The 25,517-nt window shown below is 38.1% G+C and carries 25 protein-coding genes; 4 read left to right on the top strand and 21 right to left on the bottom strand.

The window, feature by feature from the left end; genetic code table 11:
• Window positions 1–34 precede the first annotated feature (34 nt).
• The 3 genes from J7E81_RS02520 to phaQ form a co-directional block, all read right to left on the bottom strand.
• Window positions 35–1,228 carry a coiled-coil domain-containing protein gene (locus tag J7E81_RS02520; protein WP_215040565.1) on the bottom strand — a complete coding sequence of 398 codons (1,194 nt, stop codon included), beginning with the start codon at window positions 1,226–1,228 and terminating at the stop codon, window positions 35–37.
• Between the two features lie 581 nt (window positions 1,229–1,809).
• Complete coding sequence (locus J7E81_RS02515; protein ID WP_215040564.1) at window positions 1,810–2,385, bottom strand: hypothetical protein; 576 nt, start codon at window positions 2,383–2,385, stop codon at window positions 1,810–1,812.
• Window positions 2,363–2,800, bottom strand: a complete 438-nt coding sequence (gene phaQ, locus J7E81_RS02510; RefSeq protein ID WP_215040563.1) for a poly-beta-hydroxybutyrate-responsive repressor — start codon at window positions 2,798–2,800, stop codon at window positions 2,363–2,365. The genes J7E81_RS02515 and phaQ overlap by 23 nt, the downstream gene beginning before the upstream one ends.
• Window positions 2,801–2,946: 146 nt before the next feature.
• Between phaQ and J7E81_RS02505 the strand changes: the two genes are divergently transcribed.
• Window positions 2,947–3,729 carry an alpha/beta fold hydrolase gene (locus J7E81_RS02505; RefSeq protein WP_215040562.1) on the top strand — a complete coding sequence of 261 codons (783 nt, stop codon included), beginning with the start codon at window positions 2,947–2,949 and terminating at the stop codon, window positions 3,727–3,729.
• Window positions 3,730–3,792: 63 nt separating this feature from the next.
• Here J7E81_RS02505 and J7E81_RS02500 read toward each other — a convergent pair whose 3' ends face one another.
• The 8 genes from J7E81_RS02500 to J7E81_RS02465 form a co-directional block, all read right to left on the bottom strand.
• Complete coding sequence (locus J7E81_RS02500; protein ID WP_215040561.1) at window positions 3,793–4,872, bottom strand: alpha/beta fold hydrolase; 1,080 nt, start codon at window positions 4,870–4,872, stop codon at window positions 3,793–3,795.
• Window positions 4,873–4,890: 18 nt separating this feature from the next.
• The gene (locus tag J7E81_RS02495) at window positions 4,891–5,460 is read right to left on the bottom strand and encodes a polyhydroxyalkanoate biosynthesis repressor PhaR (RefSeq protein ID WP_215040560.1); all 570 of its coding nucleotides are present in this window, start codon (window positions 5,458–5,460) and stop codon (window positions 4,891–4,893) included.
• Window positions 5,461–5,481: 21 nt separating this feature from the next.
• Entirely contained in the window at window positions 5,482–6,156 is a 675-nt protein-coding gene (locus J7E81_RS02490; protein ID WP_215040559.1) for a hypothetical protein, read from the bottom strand.
• A 117-nt stretch (window positions 6,157–6,273) separates the two neighbouring features.
• A complete protein-coding gene (gene adhE, locus J7E81_RS02485; RefSeq protein WP_215040558.1) occupies window positions 6,274–8,877 on the bottom strand; it encodes a bifunctional acetaldehyde-CoA/alcohol dehydrogenase in 2,604 nt (867 codons plus the stop codon).
• 248 nt (window positions 8,878–9,125) lie between these two features.
• Window positions 9,126–11,885: a phosphoenolpyruvate carboxylase gene (gene ppc, locus J7E81_RS02480; RefSeq protein ID WP_215040557.1), complete on the bottom strand. Its 2,760-nt coding sequence runs from the start codon at window positions 11,883–11,885 to the stop codon at window positions 9,126–9,128.
• Window positions 11,886–12,056: 171 nt separating this feature from the next.
• Window positions 12,057–13,268 carry a cadherin-like beta sandwich domain-containing protein gene (locus J7E81_RS02475; protein ID WP_215040556.1) on the bottom strand — a complete coding sequence of 404 codons (1,212 nt, stop codon included), beginning with the start codon at window positions 13,266–13,268 and terminating at the stop codon, window positions 12,057–12,059.
• Window positions 13,269–13,448: 180 nt separating this feature from the next.
• Window positions 13,449–13,898, bottom strand: a complete 450-nt coding sequence (locus tag J7E81_RS02470) for an SRPBCC family protein (protein ID WP_215040555.1) — start codon at window positions 13,896–13,898, stop codon at window positions 13,449–13,451.
• Window positions 13,899–14,053: 155 nt separating this feature from the next.
• Entirely contained in the window at window positions 14,054–15,235 is a 1,182-nt protein-coding gene (locus J7E81_RS02465) for an LL-diaminopimelate aminotransferase (protein WP_215040554.1), read from the bottom strand.
• Window positions 15,236–15,397: 162 nt separating this feature from the next.
• Here J7E81_RS02465 and J7E81_RS02460 point away from each other — a divergent pair, with 162 nt between their 5' ends.
• Window positions 15,398–16,060, top strand: a complete 663-nt coding sequence (locus J7E81_RS02460) for a YczE/YyaS/YitT family protein (protein ID WP_215040553.1) — start codon at window positions 15,398–15,400, stop codon at window positions 16,058–16,060.
• 35 nt (window positions 16,061–16,095) lie between these two features.
• On the opposite strand, the gene J7E81_RS02455 is transcribed toward J7E81_RS02460, so the two are convergent.
• The 3 genes from J7E81_RS02455 to J7E81_RS02445 form a co-directional block, all read right to left on the bottom strand.
• The gene (locus J7E81_RS02455; RefSeq protein ID WP_215040552.1) at window positions 16,096–16,866 is read right to left on the bottom strand and encodes a nucleotidyltransferase domain-containing protein; all 771 of its coding nucleotides are present in this window, start codon (window positions 16,864–16,866) and stop codon (window positions 16,096–16,098) included.
• 45 nt (window positions 16,867–16,911) lie between these two features.
• The gene (locus J7E81_RS02450; protein ID WP_215040551.1) at window positions 16,912–17,565 is read right to left on the bottom strand and encodes a histidine phosphatase family protein; all 654 of its coding nucleotides are present in this window, start codon (window positions 17,563–17,565) and stop codon (window positions 16,912–16,914) included.
• Between the two features lie 187 nt (window positions 17,566–17,752).
• Window positions 17,753–17,947, bottom strand: a complete 195-nt coding sequence (locus J7E81_RS02445; RefSeq protein ID WP_215040550.1) for an IDEAL domain-containing protein — start codon at window positions 17,945–17,947, stop codon at window positions 17,753–17,755.
• Window positions 17,948–18,207: 260 nt separating this feature from the next.
• Between J7E81_RS02445 and J7E81_RS02440 the strand changes: the two genes are divergently transcribed.
• Complete coding sequence (locus J7E81_RS02440) at window positions 18,208–19,053, top strand: alpha/beta fold hydrolase (protein ID WP_215040549.1); 846 nt, start codon at window positions 18,208–18,210, stop codon at window positions 19,051–19,053.
• Between the two features lie 44 nt (window positions 19,054–19,097).
• Here the strand turns inward: J7E81_RS02440 and J7E81_RS02435 are convergent, their stop codons facing one another.
• Window positions 19,098–19,697: a response regulator transcription factor gene (locus J7E81_RS02435; RefSeq protein WP_215040548.1), complete on the bottom strand. Its 600-nt coding sequence runs from the start codon at window positions 19,695–19,697 to the stop codon at window positions 19,098–19,100.
• Entirely contained in the window at window positions 19,694–20,830 is a 1,137-nt protein-coding gene (locus tag J7E81_RS02430) for a sensor histidine kinase (protein WP_215040547.1), read from the bottom strand. Before J7E81_RS02430 ends, J7E81_RS02435 begins: the two co-directional genes overlap by 4 nt.
• Window positions 20,831–21,086: 256 nt before the next feature.
• Between J7E81_RS02430 and J7E81_RS02425 the strand changes: the two genes are divergently transcribed.
• Window positions 21,087–21,866, top strand: coding sequence for an alpha/beta fold hydrolase (locus tag J7E81_RS02425; protein ID WP_215040546.1), 780 nt, complete (start codon window positions 21,087–21,089; stop codon window positions 21,864–21,866).
• Window positions 21,867–21,942: 76 nt separating this feature from the next.
• Here the strand turns inward: J7E81_RS02425 and J7E81_RS02420 are convergent, their stop codons facing one another.
• Genes J7E81_RS02420 through J7E81_RS02400 form a run of 5 tightly spaced genes read right to left on the bottom strand, consistent with a single transcriptional unit; the run spans window position 21,943 to window position 25,506 of the window.
• Window positions 21,943–23,010, bottom strand: a complete 1,068-nt coding sequence (locus tag J7E81_RS02420) for an alpha/beta fold hydrolase (RefSeq protein WP_215040545.1) — start codon at window positions 23,008–23,010, stop codon at window positions 21,943–21,945.
• Window positions 23,011–23,031: 21 nt separating this feature from the next.
• A complete protein-coding gene (locus J7E81_RS02415; RefSeq protein ID WP_215040544.1) occupies window positions 23,032–23,598 on the bottom strand; it encodes a polyhydroxyalkanoate biosynthesis repressor PhaR in 567 nt (188 codons plus the stop codon).
• 33 nt (window positions 23,599–23,631) lie between these two features.
• Complete coding sequence (locus tag J7E81_RS02410) at window positions 23,632–24,228, bottom strand: hypothetical protein (protein ID WP_215040543.1); 597 nt, start codon at window positions 24,226–24,228, stop codon at window positions 23,632–23,634.
• 14 nt (window positions 24,229–24,242) lie between these two features.
• A complete protein-coding gene (locus J7E81_RS02405) occupies window positions 24,243–24,692 on the bottom strand; it encodes a hypothetical protein (RefSeq protein WP_215040542.1) in 450 nt (149 codons plus the stop codon).
• Window positions 24,693–24,726: 34 nt separating this feature from the next.
• Window positions 24,727–25,506 (bottom strand): SDR family oxidoreductase, encoded by a 780-nt coding sequence (locus tag J7E81_RS02400; RefSeq protein WP_215040541.1) that lies wholly within the window; start codon window positions 25,504–25,506, stop codon window positions 24,727–24,729.
• Window positions 25,507–25,517: the final 11 nt, after the last annotated feature.

Here is a 25,517-nt window from a genome sequence, read left to right as displayed (position 1 = left end):
AAAAAGAAGCGATTAGAATCGCTTCTTTATTTACTTAGCTATTGATAATTCTTATTACCCGTCCGTTAAATTTTTTTAGGTAATATTCATTCGTCATATACGCAATCGCAATTCCAGTTCTGCTTTGTGATCCAATAAACTTCCCGTTGCCTAAATAAATTCCGACATGTCCATCAATTTTATAAGTATCAAAGAAAACTAAATCACCAGGCCGAACTTCACTAAATGATACCCTTTTGCCCAAATTTTTCAATATATCTGTATGGGCCCCAACTTTAATCCCAGCTTGGGCAAATGCCCATGCTACAAACCCAGAGCAGTCAAATCTTCCTTGTGAAACATCATAGGCATTCCTTCCTCCGCCGAATACATATACTGAATTCCCAATATATTTTTCACCAGCATGAATAACAATATTGATTGCTTCATTAGTGGTTGTTGGAATTGCGGTATTAATAGGAGTTGAATTCATGGTATGGGTATTTTGGCTTACTGCCCCAATCTCTCCTTCTTGTAATGAAAGTGACAGATCTTGTTGTTGCAGCTTTTCCTTTTGAGCGAGTTTTTCTTGCACTTTTTTCTTCCATTCTTCTTGCAAGACATCATTTTCTTCCTTTTGTTCTAAAATTTGTGCCTGCATCCCTTCAAGCTCTATTTTCATTGCTTTTAAATCACTTAGCTTTTTTTCAACTTTAGCTTGTTTGTTTACAACTTCTTTCTGGTCTTCTTTATACTGATTAACAAGATCTTGATCAGCCTGAACGATGGAAGCAACAGCATGAAGACGCCCGACGAAGTCTCCAAAACTGTCAGAACCTAAAATAACATCAATATATTTTACCTTCCCTCCATTTTCTTGTAAGGCTAAGGCACGTTTTTTCAGTAGTTGATTGCGTTTATCGATTCTATCCCTAATAAGGGTTATTTCTAGTTCTAGTCCGTATACTTCTTTTTCGGAAGCCTGAACCTTTACTTCCGTCTGGGTAATCATGTTGTTATTATCAATAATGGCTTGATCAACTCTTTTTATTTGCTCTGATAATTTAGCCAATTCATCTTGGACTTGAAAAATTTCCTGGTCTGTTTTCATTATCTCTGTCTGGATTCCCGTCCGCTCTTCCTGGATACCTTTAAGGCTTGTTTCCTCTGCTTGGACTGCTGGAAGGAAAGAGATACTGCCAATCCCCAAAATAATCGTCGTAGAAAGCACTACAAGTCTCTTTTTCATTTTCTTTTCCTGCCTTCATCATTTTTCAAATTACCTATAGTAATAGAAATAGCGCATCGAAGACTAGTAATAATATCTGGATTTTCAGAACCCATAAAAATTTCTGTTTATTTTTCATTCATTTTTAACTTCCATATGTAAGGCCAGTATCATCAGCATTTCCCTTTATCATCCTATACGATCTCAATTAGAAGTATATCATTTAATTTCGTCAAATAAGTTATGAATATATGACATTTATATTTCAAAAGGAAAATATGGTTTATAGTAACAGAACGTTCAAATTTCTAGTTAGAAAAGAACAAAAGCGCAAGCGCCTTGAACAGCCCCGACAAGCATAAGACGCTCTGGGAATAAGGTTCTTGCCTTCATTCCCAGAGTGGCTGTAGACCATCGAGGGGCTAGGCGCTGGAGCTAGACGTCGATAGTCCTTATATTAACAGGTATCCACAAGCGAAAATATTATAATTTCTTAAACGATAAAAAACCACACTCTCTATTTCCTTCATAAGAGAATGTGGTCTAACATTGATATAGAATTGAACAACACTGGTGTTATTTCCCCTTTGTGTTACATCAATTTAACGAGTTTTTACAAGCTCTTTCAAACTATTTTTACTTCGATCTATAAAATCTAATTGTGTATTGCGTGCTTTTTTAACATATTCTTTGCGAACTTCATCCCATGCATTTCGACGTTCACGGTTATAAGCAATACCAGCTTCTGCATTCCTCTCAAAATTATCCTCAAATTGATCAATAATATGGAATATGGACTGAACTGGTGTTAACGCTAATTTTTCCATTTGTCCGGTAACTTCTTTAAACTGGTTCTTAAGCTCTTCACGGTCCTCTGATGTTACCTGCTCTTTCTCTATGCCCGTGTTAATTTGATGCATCACGTCAGAAACAACTTCTTTATTTGTCTTTCTTGCTTGTTCATATAATGCTGTAATGGACTTTCGGTATTGCTTATTGAATTTAATAACCTCTCTTACCGCATTAAAATAAGCATCTTCTCGATTTTCTCTTAACTGTCGTGCACGTTCACCTGATTGTTCAAACTGATCCCAAAAAGTAGCAACAAAAGAACCTACAGGTATCGATTCTACTAAATCTTCAGTAGGAACCGTTTCATTTTTTTTCTGTACCATCATTCTTCCTCCTCCTAGTATTATTAACCTTCTCTATCGGATCCTTCATCTGAAAAGAAGGAATATAGAGCTCAAGTAAACTAGAATACATCTTGAAGAATTGATCTAGGATGGATTGATACGTCTCAAGTTGATTAGCATATCCTTTTAAGTATGTAGTCCCAGCTTTTGTGATTGAATATCTTCTTTTTGCCGGCCCGCTGCCTGTTGTATCCCATTCAGATGAAACTAGCTCATCCTTTTCAAGCTGTCGTAGCATCCTGTATAAGTTGCCTTGATCAAGAGTTTTAAAACCGAATGCCTCCAGCTTTTGGCTAAGTTCATAACCATGAAGAGATACTTTACTAAGAAGCAATAAAATAAATGGCAGCACAAAATTTTTGGATGGATTGACTGATTGGTTATCTTGGTTCACCATATCTTTATCACCTCACCTATATGTATTTTACACCTATAGGTTATATTTGGCAATAACTAAAATAAATATATATTAAAATCGATTTGGATATTTACAACTCTGTTATGTTGGTTATAAACTGATAAAAATGGAAAAGGTGGTGTAAAATGGTAAATACTAGTATTAGTGAATTGGGTGTACCCTACTTACATTTTGGAGAAGGCGAGCCACTCGTGCTCATTCATGGTTTAGGAGAAGTCAAAGAAGGCTGGAGTAACCAGTATGAATTAGCTGACCAATTCGAGTTGATAATACCGGATTTACGTGGACACGGGGATTGTACAAGAACAGATGGGATTTCGATACCCAACTTTGCCAGAGACTTAATAGGTTTATTAAAGGAACTGCATATTGAAAACGCTCACATTCTTGGTTTGTCAATGGGTGGAGCGGTTGCTCAAGAAATGTACCGCCAAGCCCCAGACCTCTGTCGGTCACTGATGCTCGTTAGCACTTTCCATTACTTCCCCCAAAAATTAAAGAGACTTTTATTTAATAATCGCAAAGAAAAATTTGAGGATGTTACCAGAGCAGGAAAACAAACGGAATTCCTCGCCCATATGGCACTTTACTCCTGGAATAAAAACTCAATGGCTACCTTTAGCCATTATTTCCGCCCAAAACATTTTATTTTTCTCGAATCATTAAAAAAGTGCCTTGAGGTAAATAATCGATCTTTATTGCCCGAAATTAAGGTTCCAACTCTAATTATCGGAGGACAGTATGACTCTGTATTACCGGTTTGGATTCAAGCTTGTATGCATAAACTGATTCCCCATTCGGAATTTATTATTTTGAGGAATACCGGTCACCTTGCCAAGCTTGAAGCAAAAGACCGGTTTAACCAACTGCTGCGCAGGTTCCTCAATCAGCAAAAAACTGCTGTGTAAATGATAGTAACGGGGAGAAAAGGGTCCCCACCCTTCTTCCCGTCACTTACTTTTTTTAAAGAATTAAACAGGCACTTCCTCGAGTTGATTGGACCGAGACTTAAGCCAATTGTCAGCAAACACTGCAAATTTGCCGGTTAATGCAAGTGAAACATGACCGCCCTCGAATACCTGATAGGTTTTATCTTCACTCGATATCATGTCCATAACTGGCAGGCTTTGTTTCTCTAGAACGAGTGTGTCTCTTGATGTTGAGAAAACGAAAACAGAGCATTTTATATTTTTTAAATCTACTTTTCTGCCTCCGATTATAAGTTCGCCCTTTAATAGTTTGTTATCTTTATATAGATCATTGAACATCTGTTTAAAAGCGGCCCCGGCAAAAGAGGCGGTATCTTTTGTCCATTTGTCCATTCGACGCCACTTCTCGACATACTTTTCATCATGGGCACGCGTGATTAGATTGATCCATGGACTAACATAAACCGGTGAAAGCCCCCGAAACATAAGATATAAATATTCGGATGGAATGACACCATATACATCAGAAAACCGACCAAAGTCGATTTGACCATTTTGAAGCCCTTTTAACAATTTGTCAGGGACAATCCCGACACTAAAATCAATTGGAACGGTTGCAAGAACGAGATTCTTAATTGGTAATTTTGTGATTGATGTAAAAATCGCTGAAATAGTCCCACCTAAGCAATAGCCGACCATTGAAATTTCCCCTGCGCCCGAGTGGCGTAAAGCCCGTTTTACGGCTTTTTCCAAATAATCGATAATATAATTATCCAGGGTAATTTCATGATCCTCATAGCCTGGGGAACCCCAATTGAGAAAGTAAACATCATATCCACGTTCGGTAAGACCGCCTACAACACTGCTCCCTTCCCCGATGTCTAAAATATATGATTTATTTAGCAGTGAATAGACTAAAAACAATGGAATCTGATATTTTTTTTCCTTTGCAGGGTGAAAATATAAAGTGGATTTATTTTTCTTCCAAATGATCTCCCTAGGTGTTGGAACTATATCCGGTTTAGGTTCGGTTAAGACTTTATTGATTTGGTTCCACCTTACTTTTTCCTTCTCTAATTCTACTATTGGGATTAAGTTTTTAAGTGATACTGTTGCACTCATCGGCATTTGCTCCTTCCATTAGGACTCGGTTGTGCCAGCAACAGCGAGCACTAAATCTTTGTTTTTGAGTTTCTCCTCTTGAAAAAGGTTTTTCATCTGTTCAAGTTCAGTCTTGATATCAGTTAATTGGCTTAAGTTTTGCTTTAATTCTTTTAATTCAACCTGAACAGCTGAAAGTTTGTTCGCATGATTTAATTCTATTTGTTGAAAGTCATCTTTCATTTGTTTAACAATATTCACCATTTCCTGGAACATCTCTAGATTCCCTTTATTTACCGTGCCGAGGCTATCTTGGAGATTCCAAATTTGCTCTTCGAGGGTATCGATTTTTTCTTCAGCTTGGATAGATAACTTAGCAACGTTTGCCACATCTTTTTTCGTTGGAAGATTCATCACACCGGCCACTAGTTCTTGTCTTTTTCTAAGCAGTTCTAAATAACGGGCATGACCCTCTGTGCCTGCCTTTAAAAGTTTGACGAATTCATTGTTATCACTCATCATGTATAATAGTCCATTTATTTGTCTTTCCCACATTTCGCTCATTCGTTTGATTCCCTCGAATGGTTGATATGTCTTATCATTTGTCACTCAAATCACTCCTCGGTTTTATCATTTAATAAACTCGTCTGATTTTTCCAAGTACTTACTTAACGGAAACATTAATGTTTTAATCTGCCTGGCAAAAAGATTTACAAAGTTCTTTTGATTTTCATAAATTAAGTTCCCTGCTTGTTTGACTGTCTTTATATACTGCTCTCTGCCTCTCTTTCTTAGCGCAATATATTTCTCTATCATTTCAATATATTTATCCATTGACAGGGTGCTGGCCAACCGCTCGCATGGGGCCGCTAAAATATTTAATGTTTTTTCTTGGACTTGGTCGATTTGTGCATTAATATCTTCATAAGATCTAAGCGGGAAGAAATGCTGCAGACTGGTAGTAGACATTAAAAATTCTTCTCGGGCAGTTTTCTCCCATGCGGAGAATTCTTGATAAAATCGAGATGCAAGTTCAATAAGATTTCCTTGATTACGCTGAACACCATCGGCAAATTGCTTTGCCGCTTTAAAAAATAACCCATCTCGCTGATTGGCACGTTTCGCCCATTCGTCTAGTTCACCAAAGGCATGGTGCCATAGCAGGTCTAAGCTTGAAAATTGTTCTTCGCTTTCATCCTTTTTAACAGCATCTTCTCCTATTGGTTGTTTCATCACTTCTGGATTTTCCTCCCTATTTTCCACTTGCTTGGATAAATCTTTTTCCGATTCTTTTCTGTCAGCCATTCCTTACTCACCCTTTCAAAGTTTTTTAGACCTTATTCCTATAATTTTACATGGAAGATGTTGTAATCTCTTGAATTATTGTTTTAAAAAAGAAATCTTGATATAGAACATTTCGTTCTAAATTCCTTTGAAGGCCTGTTGATAGATTTCAGCTAGTTCGCTGATAAATGGCTGTTTTGGATTTGCGATCGTATCTTGATCATCAAAGGCAAGTTCTGCGAGTTCCGCTACCTTACTTTCAAATTCTTCCTTCTTTACACCATTCGCTTGAATACTCATTGGAATATCCAACTCTTGTGCAAGGGATACTACTGCCTTTATTAAACTCTCAATTCCTTCTTCTGTAGTGGAGGCAGGAAGACCGAGCATTCTAGCAATTTCCGCATAGCGCTGATCCGCAATAAAGTGTTCATATTTAGGATAGGTCATAAATTTATTTGGTTTTGCAGCGTTATAACGGATGACATGTGGTAATAGAATGGCATTGGCACGTCCGTGCGAAATTTTAAACTGTGCTCCTAGCACGTGGGCAAGGCTATGATTGATTCCTAAGAACGAATTAGCAAAAGCCATCCCTGCAATCGTAGAGGCATTGTGCATTTTTTCACGTGCCAGTTCATCAACCCCATCTCGATATGCCCTAGGTAAATATTGAAAGACAAGCTGAATCGCTTTTAAAGCAAGTCCATCTGTAAAATCATTGGCTAATACCGACACATAGGCCTCAATGGCATGAGTCAAGACGTCCATTCCCGTATCAGCCGTTACATGATTAGGAACCGTCATTACAAACTGTGGATCCACGATTGCCACATCAGGTGTAAGCTGAAAATCGGCAAGCGGATACTTAATATTTGCTTTTTTATCTGTTATAACGGAGAATGCCGTAACTTCTGAACCCGTGCCGGAAGTAGTCGGAATCGCCACAAATTTAGCTTTTGTCCGCATTTCCGGAAATTTTACGACACGTTTTGTTGGATCAAAGAATTTTTGCGTTAAGCTCCGGAAATCTGTATCGGGATGTTCGTAGAATAGCCACATCGCTTTTGCCACATCCATTACCGACCCGCCGCCTAAGGCAATAATGAAATCCGGCTGAAACTTGCGCATTCTATCTGCTCCATCCATAACGGTTTCGAGCGTTGGCTCTGGCTCAATATTTGAATAGGTTTCAAATTGAATGCTGTTTTGATTCTTTTTTAAATAATAGAGAACCTTATCGACATAGCCATTTTTCAAAGGACTTCCGCTGGTAATGATAAAAGCTTTTGTAATACCCGGAATGGCTGCGAGGGTTTGCACTGAATTTCTCTCAAAGAAAACCTGAGAAGGTACTTTAAACCATTGCGTGAACGTTCTTCTTTTCGCAACCTTTTTAATATTGAGCAGATTTTGGGCTCCGACATTCTGTGACACAGAATTCCCTCCATATGTTCCACATCCAATTGTTAAGGATGGCAGCGATGTATTATAAATATCCCCGATTGCTCCATGAGTTGATGGCGTATTAACCATAATTCGGCCCGCCTTTAACTGTAGTGAAAAAATATCTACCAAATCTTGGTTTGAGGTATGAATCGCAACGGAGTGTCCTAACCCGCCGTATTCTAATGTCTCCTCAGCAACTTTCAAGCCTTCTGCAAAACTATTAACCTTGTAGCAGGCTAAAATCGGGCTTAATTTTTCGCAGGATAAAGGCTCATTCGGACCTACTCCTTCTAGTTCTGCAATTAATATTTTTGTATTAGCAGGTACCTTGATTCCAGCAAACTTAGCAATCATAGATGCCGGCAGCCCCACAATTAAATTGTTTATGGAACCTGTTTTTTCAAAAATGACTGCCTTTTCGACCATTTTTCGTTCATCTTTACTTAGAAAATAACAATTATTTTCAAGCAGTTCTTGTTTTACTTCATTATATATTTCTTGATCAATAATTAAGGCTTGTTCTGAAGCACAAATCATTCCGTTATCGAAGGTTTTAGATAAAATTACATCATTGACAGCACGCTTGATATTGGCTGTTTTTTCGATATAACAAGGTACATTACCAGCCCCCACACCAAGTGCCGGTTTCCCTGAGCTATACGCTGCCTTTACCAAGTTTGGTCCTCCTGTTGCTAAGATAAGTGAAATCTTTGGCTGTCTCATTAAGGTTTGAAAAGCTTCATGCGAAGGAGATCCAATCCACTGGATGCAATTTTCGGGAGCTCCTGCTCTAAGCGCAGCATCCAAAAGTATTTTTGCTGTTTCAGTACAGCATTGTTGACCATATTGCGGAAAGGCAAAAATAATTGGATTTCTTGTTTTGAGTGAAATTAAAGATTTAAAGATAACTGTAGATGTGGGGTTTGTAATTGGGATAACACCAGCAATAACTCCCACTGGCTCTGCAATTTCAACCATCCCTTCATTTTCATCCTCACGAATTACCCCTACCGTTTTCATATCTCGAATGTTATTGTAGATAAATTCCGTTGCAAACATATTTTTAAAAACCTTGTCTTCATAAACTCCGCGTCTCGTTTCTGTTACCGCTAGCTTCGCAAGTTTTTTATGATTTTCTAGCGCCGCTAAAGCCATTTCCTTTACGATTTTATCGACCATTTCCTGTGTATAGCCGCGAAAATCCCCCAATGCTTTTTCTGCATTATTGGCTAACCGATCAATTGCTGCTGTAACTAATTGCTTTTCTTGAACTACTTTTTCTTCAACAGCCATTTATGTTCACCTCATATTTTGTCAATTTCCTGCCTGCCCAAGACAGACTGCCAATGGGTTTAGAGCTTGGATTCTTCTGGCTAAAATATATCATGCGAGATTCTCGAAGTTTGTCGAAATTTGCGCAAAAATGAATGAATAACCATTCATTTTTAAAAGATTCACAAAATGTTCAAAGATAACTGTGACTGCATAAAAAAAGGTCCTAAACTCTGTTTCAAAAGAGTTTAAGACCTTCTTCAATTTGATCAGCCTGTATTACGGAGTCCTGCGGATATACCACTAATAGTAAGCAGGACTTCAGTTAATATTTCTTCATTCGGCTCATCTTGCTTCCGTAATTCTTTAATCAATTCAACTTGTAAAAAGTTTAATGGATCCACATAAGGATTCCGTCGATACACTGATTCCTTAATGTTTGGTGTCTGGTCGAGTAATTCGCTATCTCCTGTTATTTTAAGGAGAATCGCTTTTGTTTTTTCATATTCCTCAAGAATATTCGTAAATATTCTGTCGGCAATAGTCTTGTCTTCAACAAGTGTTAAATATTCTTTAGCAGTTGTGATGTCTGCCTTCATTAATGCCATATTTAAATTATCTATTGTGGATTGGAAGAATGGCCATTTTGCATACATCTGCTGCAAAAGCTGCAGATTTTGCGCGCTTCTTGATGCGAAGCTATCTAAACCTGTACCGGCAGCATACCAAGCCGGAATTAGCTGGCGGCTCTGCGTCCAGGCAAACACCCATGGTATCGCCCTTAAGTCCTCAAATCTTCCACGATTCTTCCGACTCATTGGTCTTGAACCAATATTTAAGTCACCAATTTCTTTTAATGGAGTGGCTTCATTAAAGTAAGTAAGGAAATCAGGATCATCAAATACTAATGATTGGTATTTTGATAAGGCAAAACTAGAAATCTCCTCAATCGATTCTTCCCAAACATGCTCACGTAACGTTCCCTGCTCTTTTTGAGAAACGTGTGCAGCTGAAAGTAGAAGAGTGGATGTTGCCTGTTCCAAGCTCCGATATGCAATATCCTCAAGCAGATATCTTGAAGATAATACCTCACCCTGCTCAGTGATTTTTACTCCATCCCCAATTGTTTCTGCTGGCTGGGACAGGATGCTCTTATTTAATGGACCGCCGCCCCGTCCTAACGACCCGCCGCGGCCATGGAAAAACTTAAGACCTATTTTGTACCTGCTGGCCATTTCGTGGATTTCGATTTGGGCTTTATATAGCTTCCAGTTGGCTGTTAGTGTTCCCCCATCCTTACTACCATCAGAGTAGCCAAGCATTATTTCTTGTTGATCCCCTAAAATAGTAAGATGGTTACGGTAGATTGGCATTTCAAAAAGAGTTTCCATAATTTTTGGACCTGCAGTCAGGTCATCAATCGTTTCAAGAAGCGGTGCAACGTTTAGGTGGCTTTCCAGCGTTCCATCCGCATGCAGACGGTATATACCTGCTTCTTTTGCTAAAACAAGTACCTCCAATAAGTCACTTGCTGATCTAGTCATACTGACAAGATAAACCGTGATGGCACGCTTGCCGAACTCCTCATGAGCCGATTTAATCATTTGGAACACTTTTATTATTTCTTGCGTTTCAGCAGAGTAGTCCTCATTTAACAATAGCAGCGGACGTGGATCCATTAAGATATTTTGTAACAACTGTAATTTTTCCTGCTCAGAAAGAGCCGCATAGTTATCTGTCATTTGGACTTTCCGAAGTATTTCTGTCATAGCCGCCTCATGTTCTCCGCTATGGTTTCGGATATCAAGTGTCGCCAAATGGAAACCGAATAATTGCACTTGTCTGATTAACTTTTGGATCGACTTTAATTCATGATCACTAGGATGATGTTTTTTCAAACTACGGTTAATCATCTTTAAATCATCTAATAATTCATCCGATGTTTTGTAGCCAATTTCGGATTTTCCCACTTGTCTTACGCGTTCAATAATAACGGCTAAGACACGTCGATAAGCCTCTGTTTTGTTTGGCCACTTTTTATCATCTGCTAAGTATAAGTCTTCTTTTTCCTTTAGGAATAATAGAATTTCTTCACTAACATTTACCCTTGTAGTCGAGTGGCTGTATCGTTTCATGATGTCAATCAAAACATTTTTATATTTCCTTAACACAAGTCTGCGCTGTTTTTGTAATGTTTCCCACGTGACATCACTTGTTACGTTAGGATTGCCATCACGATCCCCGCCAATCCATGACCCAAAACGAAGGAAGTTTGGAACATTCCAAGTTGTGCTTGGATAATATTTTTCAAGGCAGTCCGCTACCTCCTGATGTATTTCAGGAAGGACTTCAAAAAGGGTCTGATCAAAGTAATAGAGTCCGTTACGCACTTCATCTAACACAGTTGGCTTATGGTCACGCAATTCATCTGTTTGCCATAGAATCGCTACTTCATTGAATAAACTATCTTCTAGCTTTTTTTGCTCACGATCAGATAAAAGTGGATGATCGAGATTCTTTAAAATGGCAGCAATTCGCTGCTGTATTTCAAGAATGGAGCGTTTTGTTGCTTCTGTCGGATGTGCTGTAATAATTAGTTCGAGTGATAAGGTGTTGAGGGATTTTTGGATAATCTCTTCACTAATATCGTGTTCTTTGAACTTTAAAATGGCACTCTCAATCGAAGCAGGCTGGACGATTTTATCATCTTTCAACTGATACTGTCTTCTTCTGCGAATTCGATGGTTTTGCTCCGCTGCATTAATCAAATGGAAATACATAGAAAATGCCCGGATGACCTGTTTACGCATTGGTGAGTTTAGGCTGGATATCTCCGCTTTTAATTCCTCGTAAATTCCTTCGTCGTAATGTTCCCGAAGTGTTTTACACATGAGTCTTATTTTTTCAACTTTATCAAAAAGCTCGGGACCGCCATAATCGACAAGAATATCACCTAGCATTTTCCCCAGTAATTTCACATCACGACGCAATGGAAGACTGCTGTCATTTACTTTCAATTCTGTTGTCATTCTATCACCTTCCCCTTATTCAAAAGATTCACTAAATTTTTTATATATAAATATAACATATCTTTTCGAATCATGTTAAATATTTTTTCTCGCTTTTCTATTTTTTCTAAAAAAAATAAACCTGACTGGAGTTTTTTCAGGTTTATTCCCATTCATGAAATAGGTTTCCCATTAATTCTCTGCTCTATCAAAAACTAATACATAGGTTTTCCGGTCGGTATTATTATAGGTTACCACTACTGATATAACAGTTTTATTGTCGTCATCTAACTGGATGGTTTTGCTAGTGCCTCCTTCGATCGAAATTTCGGAACTGTTATAACTTGCCGTTGGATTTATCGTAACGGTCTTAGTATCACTTGCAACAGCCACATGGTAAGTATACTCGCTTGAAGTAAATGAACTGTCCCAGGTTCCTTCAGATACGGTTAGTTTTGAAAGGGCAGCCCTGGTTGTTTTTTGGGCGGTCCCTGCTGTACTCTGCTGGGTAGAGGCAAGTTGAGAAGAATTCGTGTTTGTTCTGGCAGTTGGTGTTGGAAAGGTGCTGCCAGTCTGAGTTGAGAGTCCGCTGCCATTTTTCGTTATACTGTTACTTCCATTTGGTCTTGATCCATTACTTCCAGTTTGCGCTGATCCATTACTTCCAGTTTGCGCTGGAACAGTGCCATTTCCTGTGGATGTATCTTGGCGTTCGACATGAATTGTATATCTTAACTTTGCTCCATTCTCAGCGGTTACTACGATACGGATATCTGATTTTCCCACCGGAACATTTACTAATACGCCTTTTTGTGTCACTTCTTCCCCATTCACTTCAATTTCAGCTAAATTTACAGCAGCAGTTGGCAGCACCGTTATCGTTGAGGCAGCATTCGGGAGTTGAACAGAATAATCAGTCACTGTAGGTGAAAAAGCAGGTGAAAGCTTCCCTGTTGACAGTTTAATATCTTTAAGCTGATTCTGGTTATTTTGCTTTCTAGTAACCATTAACGTATAAGTATTTGTAAGATTGCTGATAGGATCCTTCACAGTGACAAGGAAGATATTTTGCCCAGCTTGCAGTGAGTATTGCTCAAAGGTGCCGCCTGTAATGGTTTTGCCATTTATACTAATGATTGAATTGTCATTGGTTCCTTCAACAAGTAGATGAATCGAGTCTGTTTCGTTATCTACTGCAGCTGTATATTGATTATTTTCTGCTGAGAAATCTTTGTCGAGCTTGACTCCTTCGATTTCTAATTTAGCGAGTGTATTTGTTGTTTGGGTTACTTGGGTTACCCCTTCAGCATAGACGGTTGCTGGCAGATTGTATCCAGTTCCCAGACCAAGTAATGAAACAATTAAGACCGCGTTACGGCCTTTTTTTGGTATCTTTGTTAGCATTGTTAATCCTCCCACTTTTAACTAAGTGATTTTGGACTAACTTTACCATTGGATGCTTAAGAATATCTTAATTTTTAAGAGAGATGTTCACTCTTCAAAGTAATTACCCATTCAGCGGTAATTAAAACCAAGTTTTATCAAAAAAAGCCACAACATCATAGAGGGATGAGGCTTTAGTATCTACTTATTGCTAAATTCTTCGAGTTTGGAAGATATGGCGGCTGCTACCTCTTCATCAGATAGATTAACAGCTTTATTAAACAGGGTATTTGCCAGTGTACCCATTGGTCCTGTTGCATTTATATCTAGAAAACCTGTCAGGAGGGTTTTATTTTTGTTGAGGGCTTTTGCTTCAAAGTATCCTTCTCCCAGGTACTTTTCGTTCTTTCGCCTTAATTCAAAGCTTACCTTACTTGGTTCGTTCCACTCCTTAATATCAATTAGCAAAGTGACCTTTTTTTTGACAATCCCAAGGTCGCTTTTAAACACCCAGCTAATTTGCCGGTCATTCACTTTTTGATGTTGAATATACCCTGGGACAAGTGGTGCCCAATTGTTTTCATCTCGAATAAAGTCCCATATGACCTCAATCGGGATAGCTAATTCTACATGTTGTATTTCACTTGGCATGGCGGTATCCCTCTTTCATTATCAAAGTAAAAGACCTTCAAGGGCTGAAGGTCTTTTTTTAAAAATATATGTTTACATGGATGTTTATAGAAGAAATATTAGTTTTTTGACCAACAAGTAAAAAAGTATGTGCATTGCTAGATACGATAACTATCCTATTTTTCAATTAAACGATCCGCTAAAAATTGTTCAATCCGTTCAGCCGCTCTAGAAAGCACCTCGGACGGCTGAACAAGTGCAATGCGGACATAGCCTTCTCCTAGTGAACCGAAAGCATCACCCGGGATTACAGCTACACCAGCTTGATCAATTAATTCAAAGGCAAATTGACGGGACGTCCAACCCTCCGGAATCTTTGCCCATACAAACATCGTTGCTGGAGACTTTGCGACCTGCCAGCCGCTTTTCTTAAGTCCTTCAACCAGTGCTTCCCTTCGAAGCTCATATTCCTTTACCTGCTCCTGTAAATAGGAGAAATCAGAAGTTAAAGCTTTCACAGCTGCTTGTTGAATGGGATAAAAAACTCCGTAATCAATATTCGATTTAAAGGTTGCTAATAAATTGATTGCTTCCTCATTACCAACCACATACCCAATCCGGCAGCCGGCCATATTAAATGTTTTCGAAAGTGAGTTAAACTCGATTCCTACTTCTTTGGCTCCAGGAACAGCCATAAAACTAATCTGTGGATGATGGTCAAAAATCAATTCTGAATAGGCAAAATCATGAACTACTAAAATATTATGAGTCCTTGCAAACGAGATAACATCTTCAAAAAATCCTTTATCCGCCAATGCGGTAACTGGATTTCCAGGATAACTTATAATCATCATTTTAGTTTTCTGTACTACCTCTAGAGGAATATCATTTAAGTTTGGTAAAAATCGATTTTCTGCCAGCAGGGGCATTGGGTAGATGACTCCTCCCGCCAAATTGACACTCGCCTCGTAAATTGGATAACCGGGATCAGGTACTAAAACATAGTCCCCAGGGTTAATAATCGCAGTGGCCAAATGGGCTAAACCATCTTGTGAACCCATCAACTGCAGCACTTCTGTAGCATGGTCTAACTCAACACCATAACGCTGCTTATAAAAATAACATACCGCCTCATTGAATTCCGGTATTCCCTTCAATGTATAGCCATATTTACTGGTATCTTGAACAGATTCAACTAATGCATCAACGACATAGGGCGGTGGAGGAAAGTCCGGACTCCCGACACTAAGATCAATGACCTCTTTGCCCTTTTTCATTGCCGCCATTTTCCGATCAGCCACTTCCTGAAAGATACTAGCTGACATTTTTTGAAGTTTTTCCGAACCGATGAGATTCATAGACATCCCCTCTAATTGTTTACTTTTTATAATTTTAATTATTTTAACATATTTCTGATTATAGTAATCATTTTAAATTTAACCATTGATTATATTCGATAGATATCTTAAGATTTTTAGAGTGGGTTTTTAATATTCAGAATTGTTATTTACTGGAGGTTTGTGGAATTGAAATTATTTCAATATTGTCTATTCTTTTTAGGATTAACCTTTTTTGGCTTAGGCAACGCTATAGCTGTAAAAGTAAAATATATTGGATTACATCCGTGGGAAGTATTAAATGTTGCCCTTTATCAGCATTTTGGTTTAACCATTGGGACTTGGGGTGTTATTTGTGGTTTGGTGCTAATCTTCATCTCCTTATTTATTGCCAGAAGTTATATTAGCATTGGAACAATCTTAAATGCCTTGTGTATTGGACCCATTATGGATTTCTTCCTTTGGCTGGACATCCTGCCAAAGGCAACCAATACTTGGATTGATTATCTAATTCTTCTCTCTGGTATCATTATAACTGGAATAGGTGGAGGAATGTATGTTGCTGCGGGAATTGGTGCCGGTCCGCGTGATGGCTTTATGCTGTCGTTATCAGACAAAACCGGGTTATCTGTCAGCAAGGCCAGGGTCATTGTTGAAAGTTTTGTTTTAGTGATCGGTCTTTTTCTAGGAGGCCCTGTTTTTATGGCTACTTTTATTTATACCTTCATTCAAAGCCCTATTTTCCAGCGTTCTCTTAAGATTTTTAAAGGAGTAAAGGAAAGGGTTAGCACACAAAATGTAATTTCCTACAAAAAAAAGCCATCAAATGATGGACTTAAGTTATGACATTCATTGGGGGGGTTGTAAAAATCAGACTAGGATTAGGACCACACTTCCTCCAGCATTTTTCTAAACAACACATTTAACTTATCGGTATAGTCCCTTGTTGTTACAATCAAATTCTCGGCATATTCCTCCAGATCGTTCATTTCTTTATCAATGAAGTCATGAATAATAGGGAAATTAAGTTTAATATAGGGGTCATCCTGATTTATTTTGTTTTTGATCAGTTTATGAATCTCCCACTTTACTTCTTTCTCCCTAACCAAATCCTCCATTATTTGTGGAAGCTCATTTGGAGGAAAGTTGTTATATTTTTCAATCCACATGGCGGCTAAGATAGGGCGAATGATATTTAGATAGCGCTTACTGTTTATCGGTTTAGTTTGAGAACCAATCCGATAATTCCCTTTGGCCATATTTAAATAATGAAATAGGGACGCCTTGGGTTGGAATATTTCATTTTCTAGTACCTTCATTTTTTCAAGTAGTGAAAAAGCTTGATAATAAACGATTTCAGAATGAAGCCATTCCAACAAGGAGGGATTTGACTTTTTAAATAACTGGAGGGCTTTCCGCAAATCCCATCCATTTAAATCAAGTTGGTCATTTATCGGCTCCTCAATGACATCACGTTTTTGATCAATTGATAAATACCAATCTTTTTTATGAATATAAATGAACCGGATATCGTAATCACTATGCTGTGAAGAAGTGCCCCATGCCCTGCTTCCTGCCTCAACGGCGAAGCATATTTTTACATCGAATTCCTGCTCAATTCTTTTTAATTCCTCAATGATCCTTTCTTTCACGATACTTTCTCCATAAATCAGTCTCTTTCGATTTTGTTTAATCTACTATTGATTAAAGGAAACAACTTCGAACATGTTATTTGTATATTTTAATACAGAAACACTCGAATTTTTAATATCCATTCCCTTATCAAATTCGTTAGAAAGTTTACTAATGATATTTCTTATGATAACGCCATGTGTTACAAGTAAAATGTTTTCATTATGACGTTGACTACTAGAGACAATCTCATTTAAGCCGTTTTCTATCCGTCCCCACAGTTCTTTGTAATCTTCAGCATGATGAAATGGGTCTGACTTTTTAAAAAAATTCATTACATCTTCTAGATTATGGTTTTGAAACAATTCTTTCGTGCTTGAACAGTTATTTTCTTCGGCTATTTTTCGAAAAACAACTTCAGAATATTCTCCCTCAAAGCTTCCAAAAAAACTCTCTCGAAAGGCTTTTCTCCTATTTATCACCAAATGATTCTGGTAATTATTTTGTTGAAGGATTAATTCAGCAGTTTCAACCGTTCTCCCGGAATCACTTGTATATACACGATCGAAAGGAACAGCGGCTAATCTCTTACCCGTTTCGGCAGCAACAGCTTTCCCTTCCTCAGTTAGTGGACTGTCCGCCCAGCCTTGCATTTTTTTATATCGATTTAAATATGTTTCACCATGTCTTATTAAATACAAATTGAAATTAGTATCCATGGTATCCCCCAGCTCTATTTTTATTGGTTTTGCAAATTAACACAAAGGAAAAGATTTTATCTGTAATTAATCCCTATAAACAACTATCCATTAAACGATACCATATTAATCAGAAACCAGAAAGAAGCCCTTATCCAGTTAAAGGATAGGGCTGCCCTTTGTGATATTTGATTACGTTAGTAATGAATTAAGAAATTAACTTTAGCTCTTCTGTTAACTTAAGGAACAATTCTTTATCCCCATTTTGTAATGTCTGGTCGATTTCCTTTCGGATATTCTCCCTTTTAAATTCAAGCAGGGCATTGTTTAGGAACATCTCAGCAATAACAGCATCTTGATTCTCATCCGAATGTTGTGGTGAATTTAATAATTTCTTTTCCATGGAAATCAACTCCTTGAGCTTTTTTTCATTATACATGGAGTTTTCTAAAAATTCAAACACTTTATTTCACTTTTTCGAAAAAATTTATTTTTTGGTGTCAGGCACCATCAAAAGACATTTGTATACATATCGTGGACAACTGTTTTTTTAATCTTTTAACCTGTTTTCCTAATATTTTCTTCATGCATCTTGTAGTATTTCTTTCAGGGTGTGGGGAAAATTAAAGGCAACTATTTTATGTGGAGCAGGAGGAATGATGTATGGAGCAGGCAGCTTTTACCGGTTATCAGACCGTAAATAATATTAATGTTTATTATGAATTTTATCCCCATCAAACAGCGAATAAAACGTTTGTTTTATTACATGGATTTCTTTCTTCCACCTTTACCTTTCGCCATTTAATTTCATTGTTAAAAAAAGATTTTCAGGTTTTATCTATCGATCTCCCTCCATTTGGTAAAAGCGAGAAATGCAATCAGTATGTGTATTCCTATAAAAACCTTGCTCAAACCGTTATCCAATTAACAGAATCTTTAGGTCTTAAAAAAATGACCTTTATCGGCCATTCAATGGGGGGCCAAATTGTTCTCAATATCCTACATATGATGCCGGATATTGCGGATAAAGCGATTCTCCTTTGCAGCTCCGCCTATTTAAAGCGATTTAAATTACCTTTAATCTTAACTAGCTATTTACCTTATTTCCATCGCTTTGTTAAATACTATTTCGCGCGGACGGGAGTGAGGAAGAATCTGCAGGATGCCTTATATAATCATTCCATCATTAATGAGGAAATGATCAACGGCTATCTTCAGCCTTTTTTACAAGATGAAATATTCAGAGCTCTGACCAGAATGATTAGAGATCGGGAAGGCGATCTTCCCGTTGAAGTGCTTCAGCAAATCAAAACACCATGTTTATTAATTTGGGGTGATCATGATAAATCCATGCCTCTTAAGGTAGGAGAGCAGCTGCATAAAGATTTAGCCAATTCCGAGCTAATCGTATTAAAAGAAACCGGACATGCTGTACCAGAGGAACGTCCATTTGAAGTATTTGAGTATATCAAAAACTTTTTAGATAGATTTCAAACCGCCATTGAGTAAGAGGCTAGAAGCTCGCAAAAAAGGTGTATTCCTCGGAATACACCTCATTTAAACCAGCCCTTTTCTTTTGAATGAGTGATCGCTTCAATCCTGTTTTTGACTTCCAATTTGTCTAAGATAATCGAAATGTAGTTACGGACAGTACCTGTTTTGATACTGAGGGTTTCCGCAATTTCTTTGGTGTTTTTCCCATCCGCCACAAGCTCGAGCACTTCTTTTTCCCTGTCCGTTAATGGATTTTCTTCGCCATATACATCATCCATTAATTCTGGCGCATAAATGCGCCGGCCCGCCATCACATTTCGGATGGAACTTGCTAACTCCTCACTTGGGCTATCCTTTAACAAATAACCGCATACTCCTGCCTTTAAAGCCCGCTGGAAATATCCTGTCCGCGCAAAGGTCGTTAGAATGATGACTTTACACCCGAGACCCTTTAGTTCCTCTGCAGCTTCAAGCCCGCTTTTTCCAGGCATTTCAATGTCCATGATACAAACATCAGGCTTATATTTCTTTACAAGTGATACCGCCTCTTCACCATTTGAAGCTTTTCCGACCACTTCCATATCCTCCTCCAAATTAAGCAGGGAACCAAATGCTCCTAGCAGCATTTGTTGGTCTTCAGCAATTACGATTTTAATCATCTGCCATCCTCCTTATCGATTGGCTTTACATCATTCGGGACGGTTACGATTAAAGTAGTGCCGTCCTCTGTTAAGAGCTCTAAATTGCCATTAATAAATTCCAAACGTTCCTTTATCCCGATTAAGCCATGTCCCTCTGCCAGCTCATCTGTATCGCCCTTAAAAACACCATCATCGTGAATCGTCATGACCGTTTCTTTCCACAATTGTGCGATAGAAATAGAACAGGTCTTTGCTCCACTATGCTTCACCACATTATTTACCGCCTCTTTTAAACACATACTTAAAATGTTTTCGGTTAACAGCGAAACATGTTGAAGGGCAAACTCTCCCTTACATTCAAAATTAATTTGGGCAGCTTTTATCATTTGTTTAACCCTTAAAATCTCATCTTTCAACCGAATCCCCCGCATGGAAGAAACCATCTTTCTTACTTCACTTAAGGCAGTCCGGGCAGTCTGCTGCACATCCTTTAATTCATCTCGTGCCTGCTCAGGGTCCTTCAAAATTAACTTCCGAGCTAAGTCAGTCTTTAAGCCAATCAAAGAAAGTTTTTGCCCGAGCGTGTCATGCAGGTCACGGGCTATCCGGTTTCGTTCCTCCAGTTTCACAAGCTCTGAAATTCGCTTATTAGCGTCCTCGAGCTTTTCCTCCAGCTGTCCGCGCTCTTTCCGGTTATGAATACTAAAAGGGAGAAGGATCACACTAATCCAAATGATGATGACAAACGGCAGCTGCTGAACAAACAACTTTTCTTGCATGACAATATTATAATTAATCGATGCTGACGTACTGATGAGATGAATAAAATATAAAGTTAAAAAGGCAATCCGGTCCTTAATATTTCCGATAAAATAAGCAAGAAAGAAAGCAAAATAAACATAGCTATAGAGACTCGACGCTGTTATTGATATACCAATTAAAATCAAAGTCCATAAATAGACAGGCCATCCCTTAGAAATAAACGCAATCCGGTAGAGAATAAAGAATACTAAGGTCAGTAAAATACCTAAAACAATCCCGAGGGTCGAAGTAGACTGGAATATAAAGTAAAAGGGAAGGATACCAAGTACGGTCCATATATAGGGTGCAATACCATTATTCTTTTCAAACGTTAAATACTTTTTAATCATTTGTAATTCCTCATTTGCTTCATACATCCTGCCTCACTGATTTTTATCATCTTAATAATTCATTTTAGCTGATATTCACCCATCTTAAAACAAATTGCACCTGCATTACTGAATTTTCTTTATATATGTAAATTACATATATTGGTAATAAATAAACTTTTACCCCTATATAATTAACTAGTCAGAATTTTATAAATGTTTACACCTTACAAATATTGGCAACATATGTTTATAAAAACACTTAGGAGGAACAAAATTGGGAGAATTTTTTATTGGCGGCTCCAAAATTCCTTATTTGCGATTTGGTGAGGGTGAACCATTAGTCTTTATTCATGGTCTTGGAGAAGTAAAAGAGGGCTGGTCAAACCAATTTGAATTTGCTGATCAGTATGATTTAATCATACCTGATTTACGTGGTCATGGTGAATATCAAATGCCTGGAGAGATTTCAATAAAACACTTTGCCGAGGATGTCATTAGCCTATTAAATGGTCTTGGGATTGAGAGCGCACACATATGCGGCTTGTCAATGGGTGGAATGGTAGCCCAGGAAATCTACCGTCAAGCCCCTGAAATGTGCCGTTCCTTAATGCTGGTCAGTACTTTTCACTATGCGCCTGAAACACTTGGAAAACTCTTTTTAAAATATCGAAAAGCACATGCAGCAAATAAATCACCAGATGTACTAAGAGAAACGGCCGCAAAAATTTGCCTCTATTCATGGAACAAAGATAATTTCGAGAAATTCCACCAATTTTACCGTCCGAATAGAGAATATTATTTTAAATCGATGGAGGCATGCCTAGAAGTAAATAATTTAACTTTACTTCCTAAGATCAAGGTTCCTACCTTAATCATTGGCGGACAATATGATTCCGTCATTCCTGTCTGGGTACAGCTGCTGATGCATAAACAAATTCCTCACTCTGAATTTGTGATCTTCAGAAATACCGGGCACATTGCTAAACTCGAAGCGAAAGAAAGCTTTAATAGGACACTTAGAAGCTTTTTAAACAAGCATAAAACAGCAAGTTGAAGGAGGGGGAATTGCATCCTCCTCCCTTTGCCTATACCTTTTATATATTTACTTGTACCCGAAATTATGACTAATTTTAAAGTGGATTTGAACGGCTTGAAGCCCATTGATGGACTATTTTTGCAAACAAACCTGATAAGGCCAAGCTGACATGACCAGCTTCAACCGTGATATAGGTTTTATCCTTACTAGAGGCTAAATCCATGATCGGTTTACTCTGCTCTTCAAGAATTAAATTGTCACGTGAACCAGAAACGACAAATAAGTTGGCTTTAATATTTTTTAAATCTACTTGTTTATTGCCAACCATCATTCCTCCTTTAATGAGCTTATTCTCTTTAAAGAGGTCAGCTGCTAATTGACGATACGCTTCGCCCGCAAATGGAACCTGATCAAGGGTCCATTTATTCATCCTGCGCCATTTATCAACATACTTCGAATCGTGTGCTCGATGAAGAAGATTTGTATAATTAGTAAAATAGATTGGCGCACCGATTGCTCGGAACATACCTTCCACTAATTTAGGAGGAATATTCCCATACGTATCAATAAAGCGTTCGAAGTTAATATCTCCCTCCCTAAGCCCTTCTGCCCACTTATCAGGTCCCATAAATGGCTGAAAATCAATTGGAACAGTCGCGACGATGAGGTTCTTGATTGGCTCTTCTGCAATCGACGCATAAATGGAAGCAATCGTCCCGCCTAAGCAATAACCGATTAGCGTAATTTCCTTAGCGCCTGAATGACGAATCGCCCGCTTAACCGCAGTCCGTAAATATTTCTCAATGTAAGTGTCAATCCCCTTCTGCTTGTCTTCATACCCCGGTGAACCCCAATCTAATAAATACACTTCGTAGCCCATGTTCGTAAGCCCTTCAATGACACTAGCTTTAGGGGCGATATCTAAAATGTATGGTTTATTAAACAAGGAATAAACGAAAAATAAGGGGATTTCATATTTCTTTTTTTGTGCTGGATAATGCCATAGTACCGATTTATTTTTCCTCCACACTTCATTCCTAGGAGTATGGCCAATTTTGGGCTCGGGTTCACTTAGAATCTTAAACACGTTAGCCCAGCGCTGCCTTTCCTTGTCATAATCCAAATCGGGTATGAACTCTGTTAAAGGTGAATCTGCTGCCAATGTAGTTTTCTCCCCTTTCTGTTAGTTTCCTGAAGCTGTACCTGTTAACACAGGTTCGATAGACTTTTCTTCTTTAATCAACTCTTTAATCGTCTCAAATTCCTGTTTAAAATCATTCAGTTTTAATAATTCAAATTTCAATTCCTGCAGTTCGGCATGCAGGCCCTTCGTATCTGCTAGTTCTTTTTTCGTCTTAACTAATTCCGTCTTTAATTGCTTGGTGAGTTTAATGATTTCTTTGGAGACTTCGACAACACTTTCAATCTCTTTATTTTGTGACTTTACAGAATCCTGTAAATCCCAAATTTGCTCCTCTAAAGCCTCCATTTTTTCTTCTGCTTGAAGGGTTAGGTTAGCCACATTGGTAACATCATTTTTTGTTGGTAAATTAAGGACACTTGCCAATGCTTCTTGATTCTTTTTGAATGTATCAAGATAGCGCGAATGCAGGTCTGTCCCTCTGTGCGACATTTTTACAAAGTCTTTATTATTGGTTAATAGAAAGATAAAATCATTAATCTGTTTTTCCCACAATAAACTAAATTTATGAAGGGATTCATATGGATCGTAATTTTTTTTGTCTGACATCTACCTTCACCTCATATCATTTTGTCTATTCTTTTACTTTTTCAAATATTTTTGAAAAGGTAAAATGGCTGATTTAACCTGTTTAGTAAAGACGTCAACAAATAATTTTTGATTTTCATAGATTACATTCGTTGTTTTCTTTACACTCTCGAGATACTTTTCGCGTCCCTTTTTTCTGATTGAAATATACTGTTCTACTGTTTCTAAAAGCTTATCAAGTGCCTGAATCTGGCCTGTTGTTAATTTTTGAACAGGGGTAATTAAAAGTTGAGCCGATTTGTTCTGAATATCTTCCACTACTCGATTGATTTCCTCATAGGATTTAACAGGGAAGAAACTTCGCAGCGTTGTAGTAGTCATTAAGAGTTCTTCACGTGTTGCCTGTTCCCATTCTTTTAACTCCAAACCAAATTGGGCCGCAACAGTAATCACATTTTCCTGATTTTGCTTGGCCTTTTCGACGTAGCTCCTTGCTGCCTCTAAAAAACGCTCATCTTGTTTATTAAACCTTTCAGCCCATCCATCTAATTCATCAAAACCAAGCTTCCATAGCAAGTCCAGACTCGAAAGCTCCTTATCTAATTCCTCTGTTCCTTGATTTTCTAATACGGTTTGATTATTTTCGCTCATAATTGATTTCCTCCTTAATAAATATCCATTTCAAATAGTTTCTTTAATTCCTGTAGTTCATTTTCTAATGTTTTAATAGGATCGCTGCGTTTATCGCTTACCTCACTATTTAAAAAAGTGGACCATTCTTCCAGTGATCCTCGAACCATTGTCAGTTTTTGTTGGTTTGCCTTTTGCAGGTTAATAATTTGGTACATGGATTCATCCAAAGAATCAATCTCCTCCACTACCTCGATCTTTCTATTTGCAAGGGCAGCAAATTCATCCTTAGTGGCGAGATTCCTACGATTTAGCCATCTAGTAGTTAATCGCTTATAAATCCTTACTTCTCGAAGATGTGAATCCATTGCCTTGCCAACTGCTTTTGTAAAGGCTCGGGAATTGGTACTAGCATGAATTCTTTTATTTATCTCTGCTTCGATTTGTTTATAAAACTGAATGGTATCTTGCTGTTTAGAATTCATGTTTGACCTCTTCTATTCCTGCCTATTGGAAAAATTATTGGACAGCTGCAGTAGTTCCCCCATCCACGACTAAAATATGACCATATACATAATTAGACGCATCTGAGGCTAAAAACAATGCCGGACCCTTCATGTCGTCATCTGATCCAAAACGTCCTGCAGGAGTCCGCTCGAGTATTTTCTGTCCTGAATAATCAAGGATAGCCTTTGCCATTTTAGTTGGGAAGAAACCTGGGGCAATGGCATTTACATGGACATTATAGGGTGCAAGTTTCACCGCTAGGTCCTTAGTCAAGGTAATTACTGCACCCTTGCTTGCAGAATAGCCGATCGCATCCATTACCAATGGGTCTTGGCCGCCTACACCAGCAATGGATGCAGTATTAATAATTTTCCCGGACCTTTGCTTTACCATAATTTTTCCTACAGCTTGAGAGAATAAGAAAACACCCTTAAGGTTAATATCCATTACCTTATCCCATTTATCTTCGGGCATTTCTAATGCCGGTGCCCCCCAGCTCGTCCCACTGTTATTAACTAAAATATCAATTTGTCCAAACTCCTTTAGAGTCTCGTCCACGACATGTTGAATATCCTCAGGGTCAGAGACATCACATTTGAATGCTAAGGCATGAACTCCCTTTTCCTTTAGTGCTTCAGTAAATTGTTTGCAGGCATCTAAATTTCTAGAACAGATAACGATATTTGCTCCCGCTTCTGCGTATGCCGCGGCAATCTGCTGGCCCAGTCCTCTGCCGCCTCCGGTTACAATTGCTGTTTTTCCTTTTAAACTAAAAAGCTCTTGGATATTCATCAGTTCTCCTT

Source organism: Bacillus sp. ISL-18 (assembly GCF_018613415.1).
Taxonomy (GTDB): domain Bacteria; phylum Bacillota; class Bacilli; order Bacillales; family Cytobacillaceae; genus Neobacillus.
Note: the sequence above shows the minus strand (reverse complement) of the source record. Positions and strands in the feature narration are given on the sequence as shown.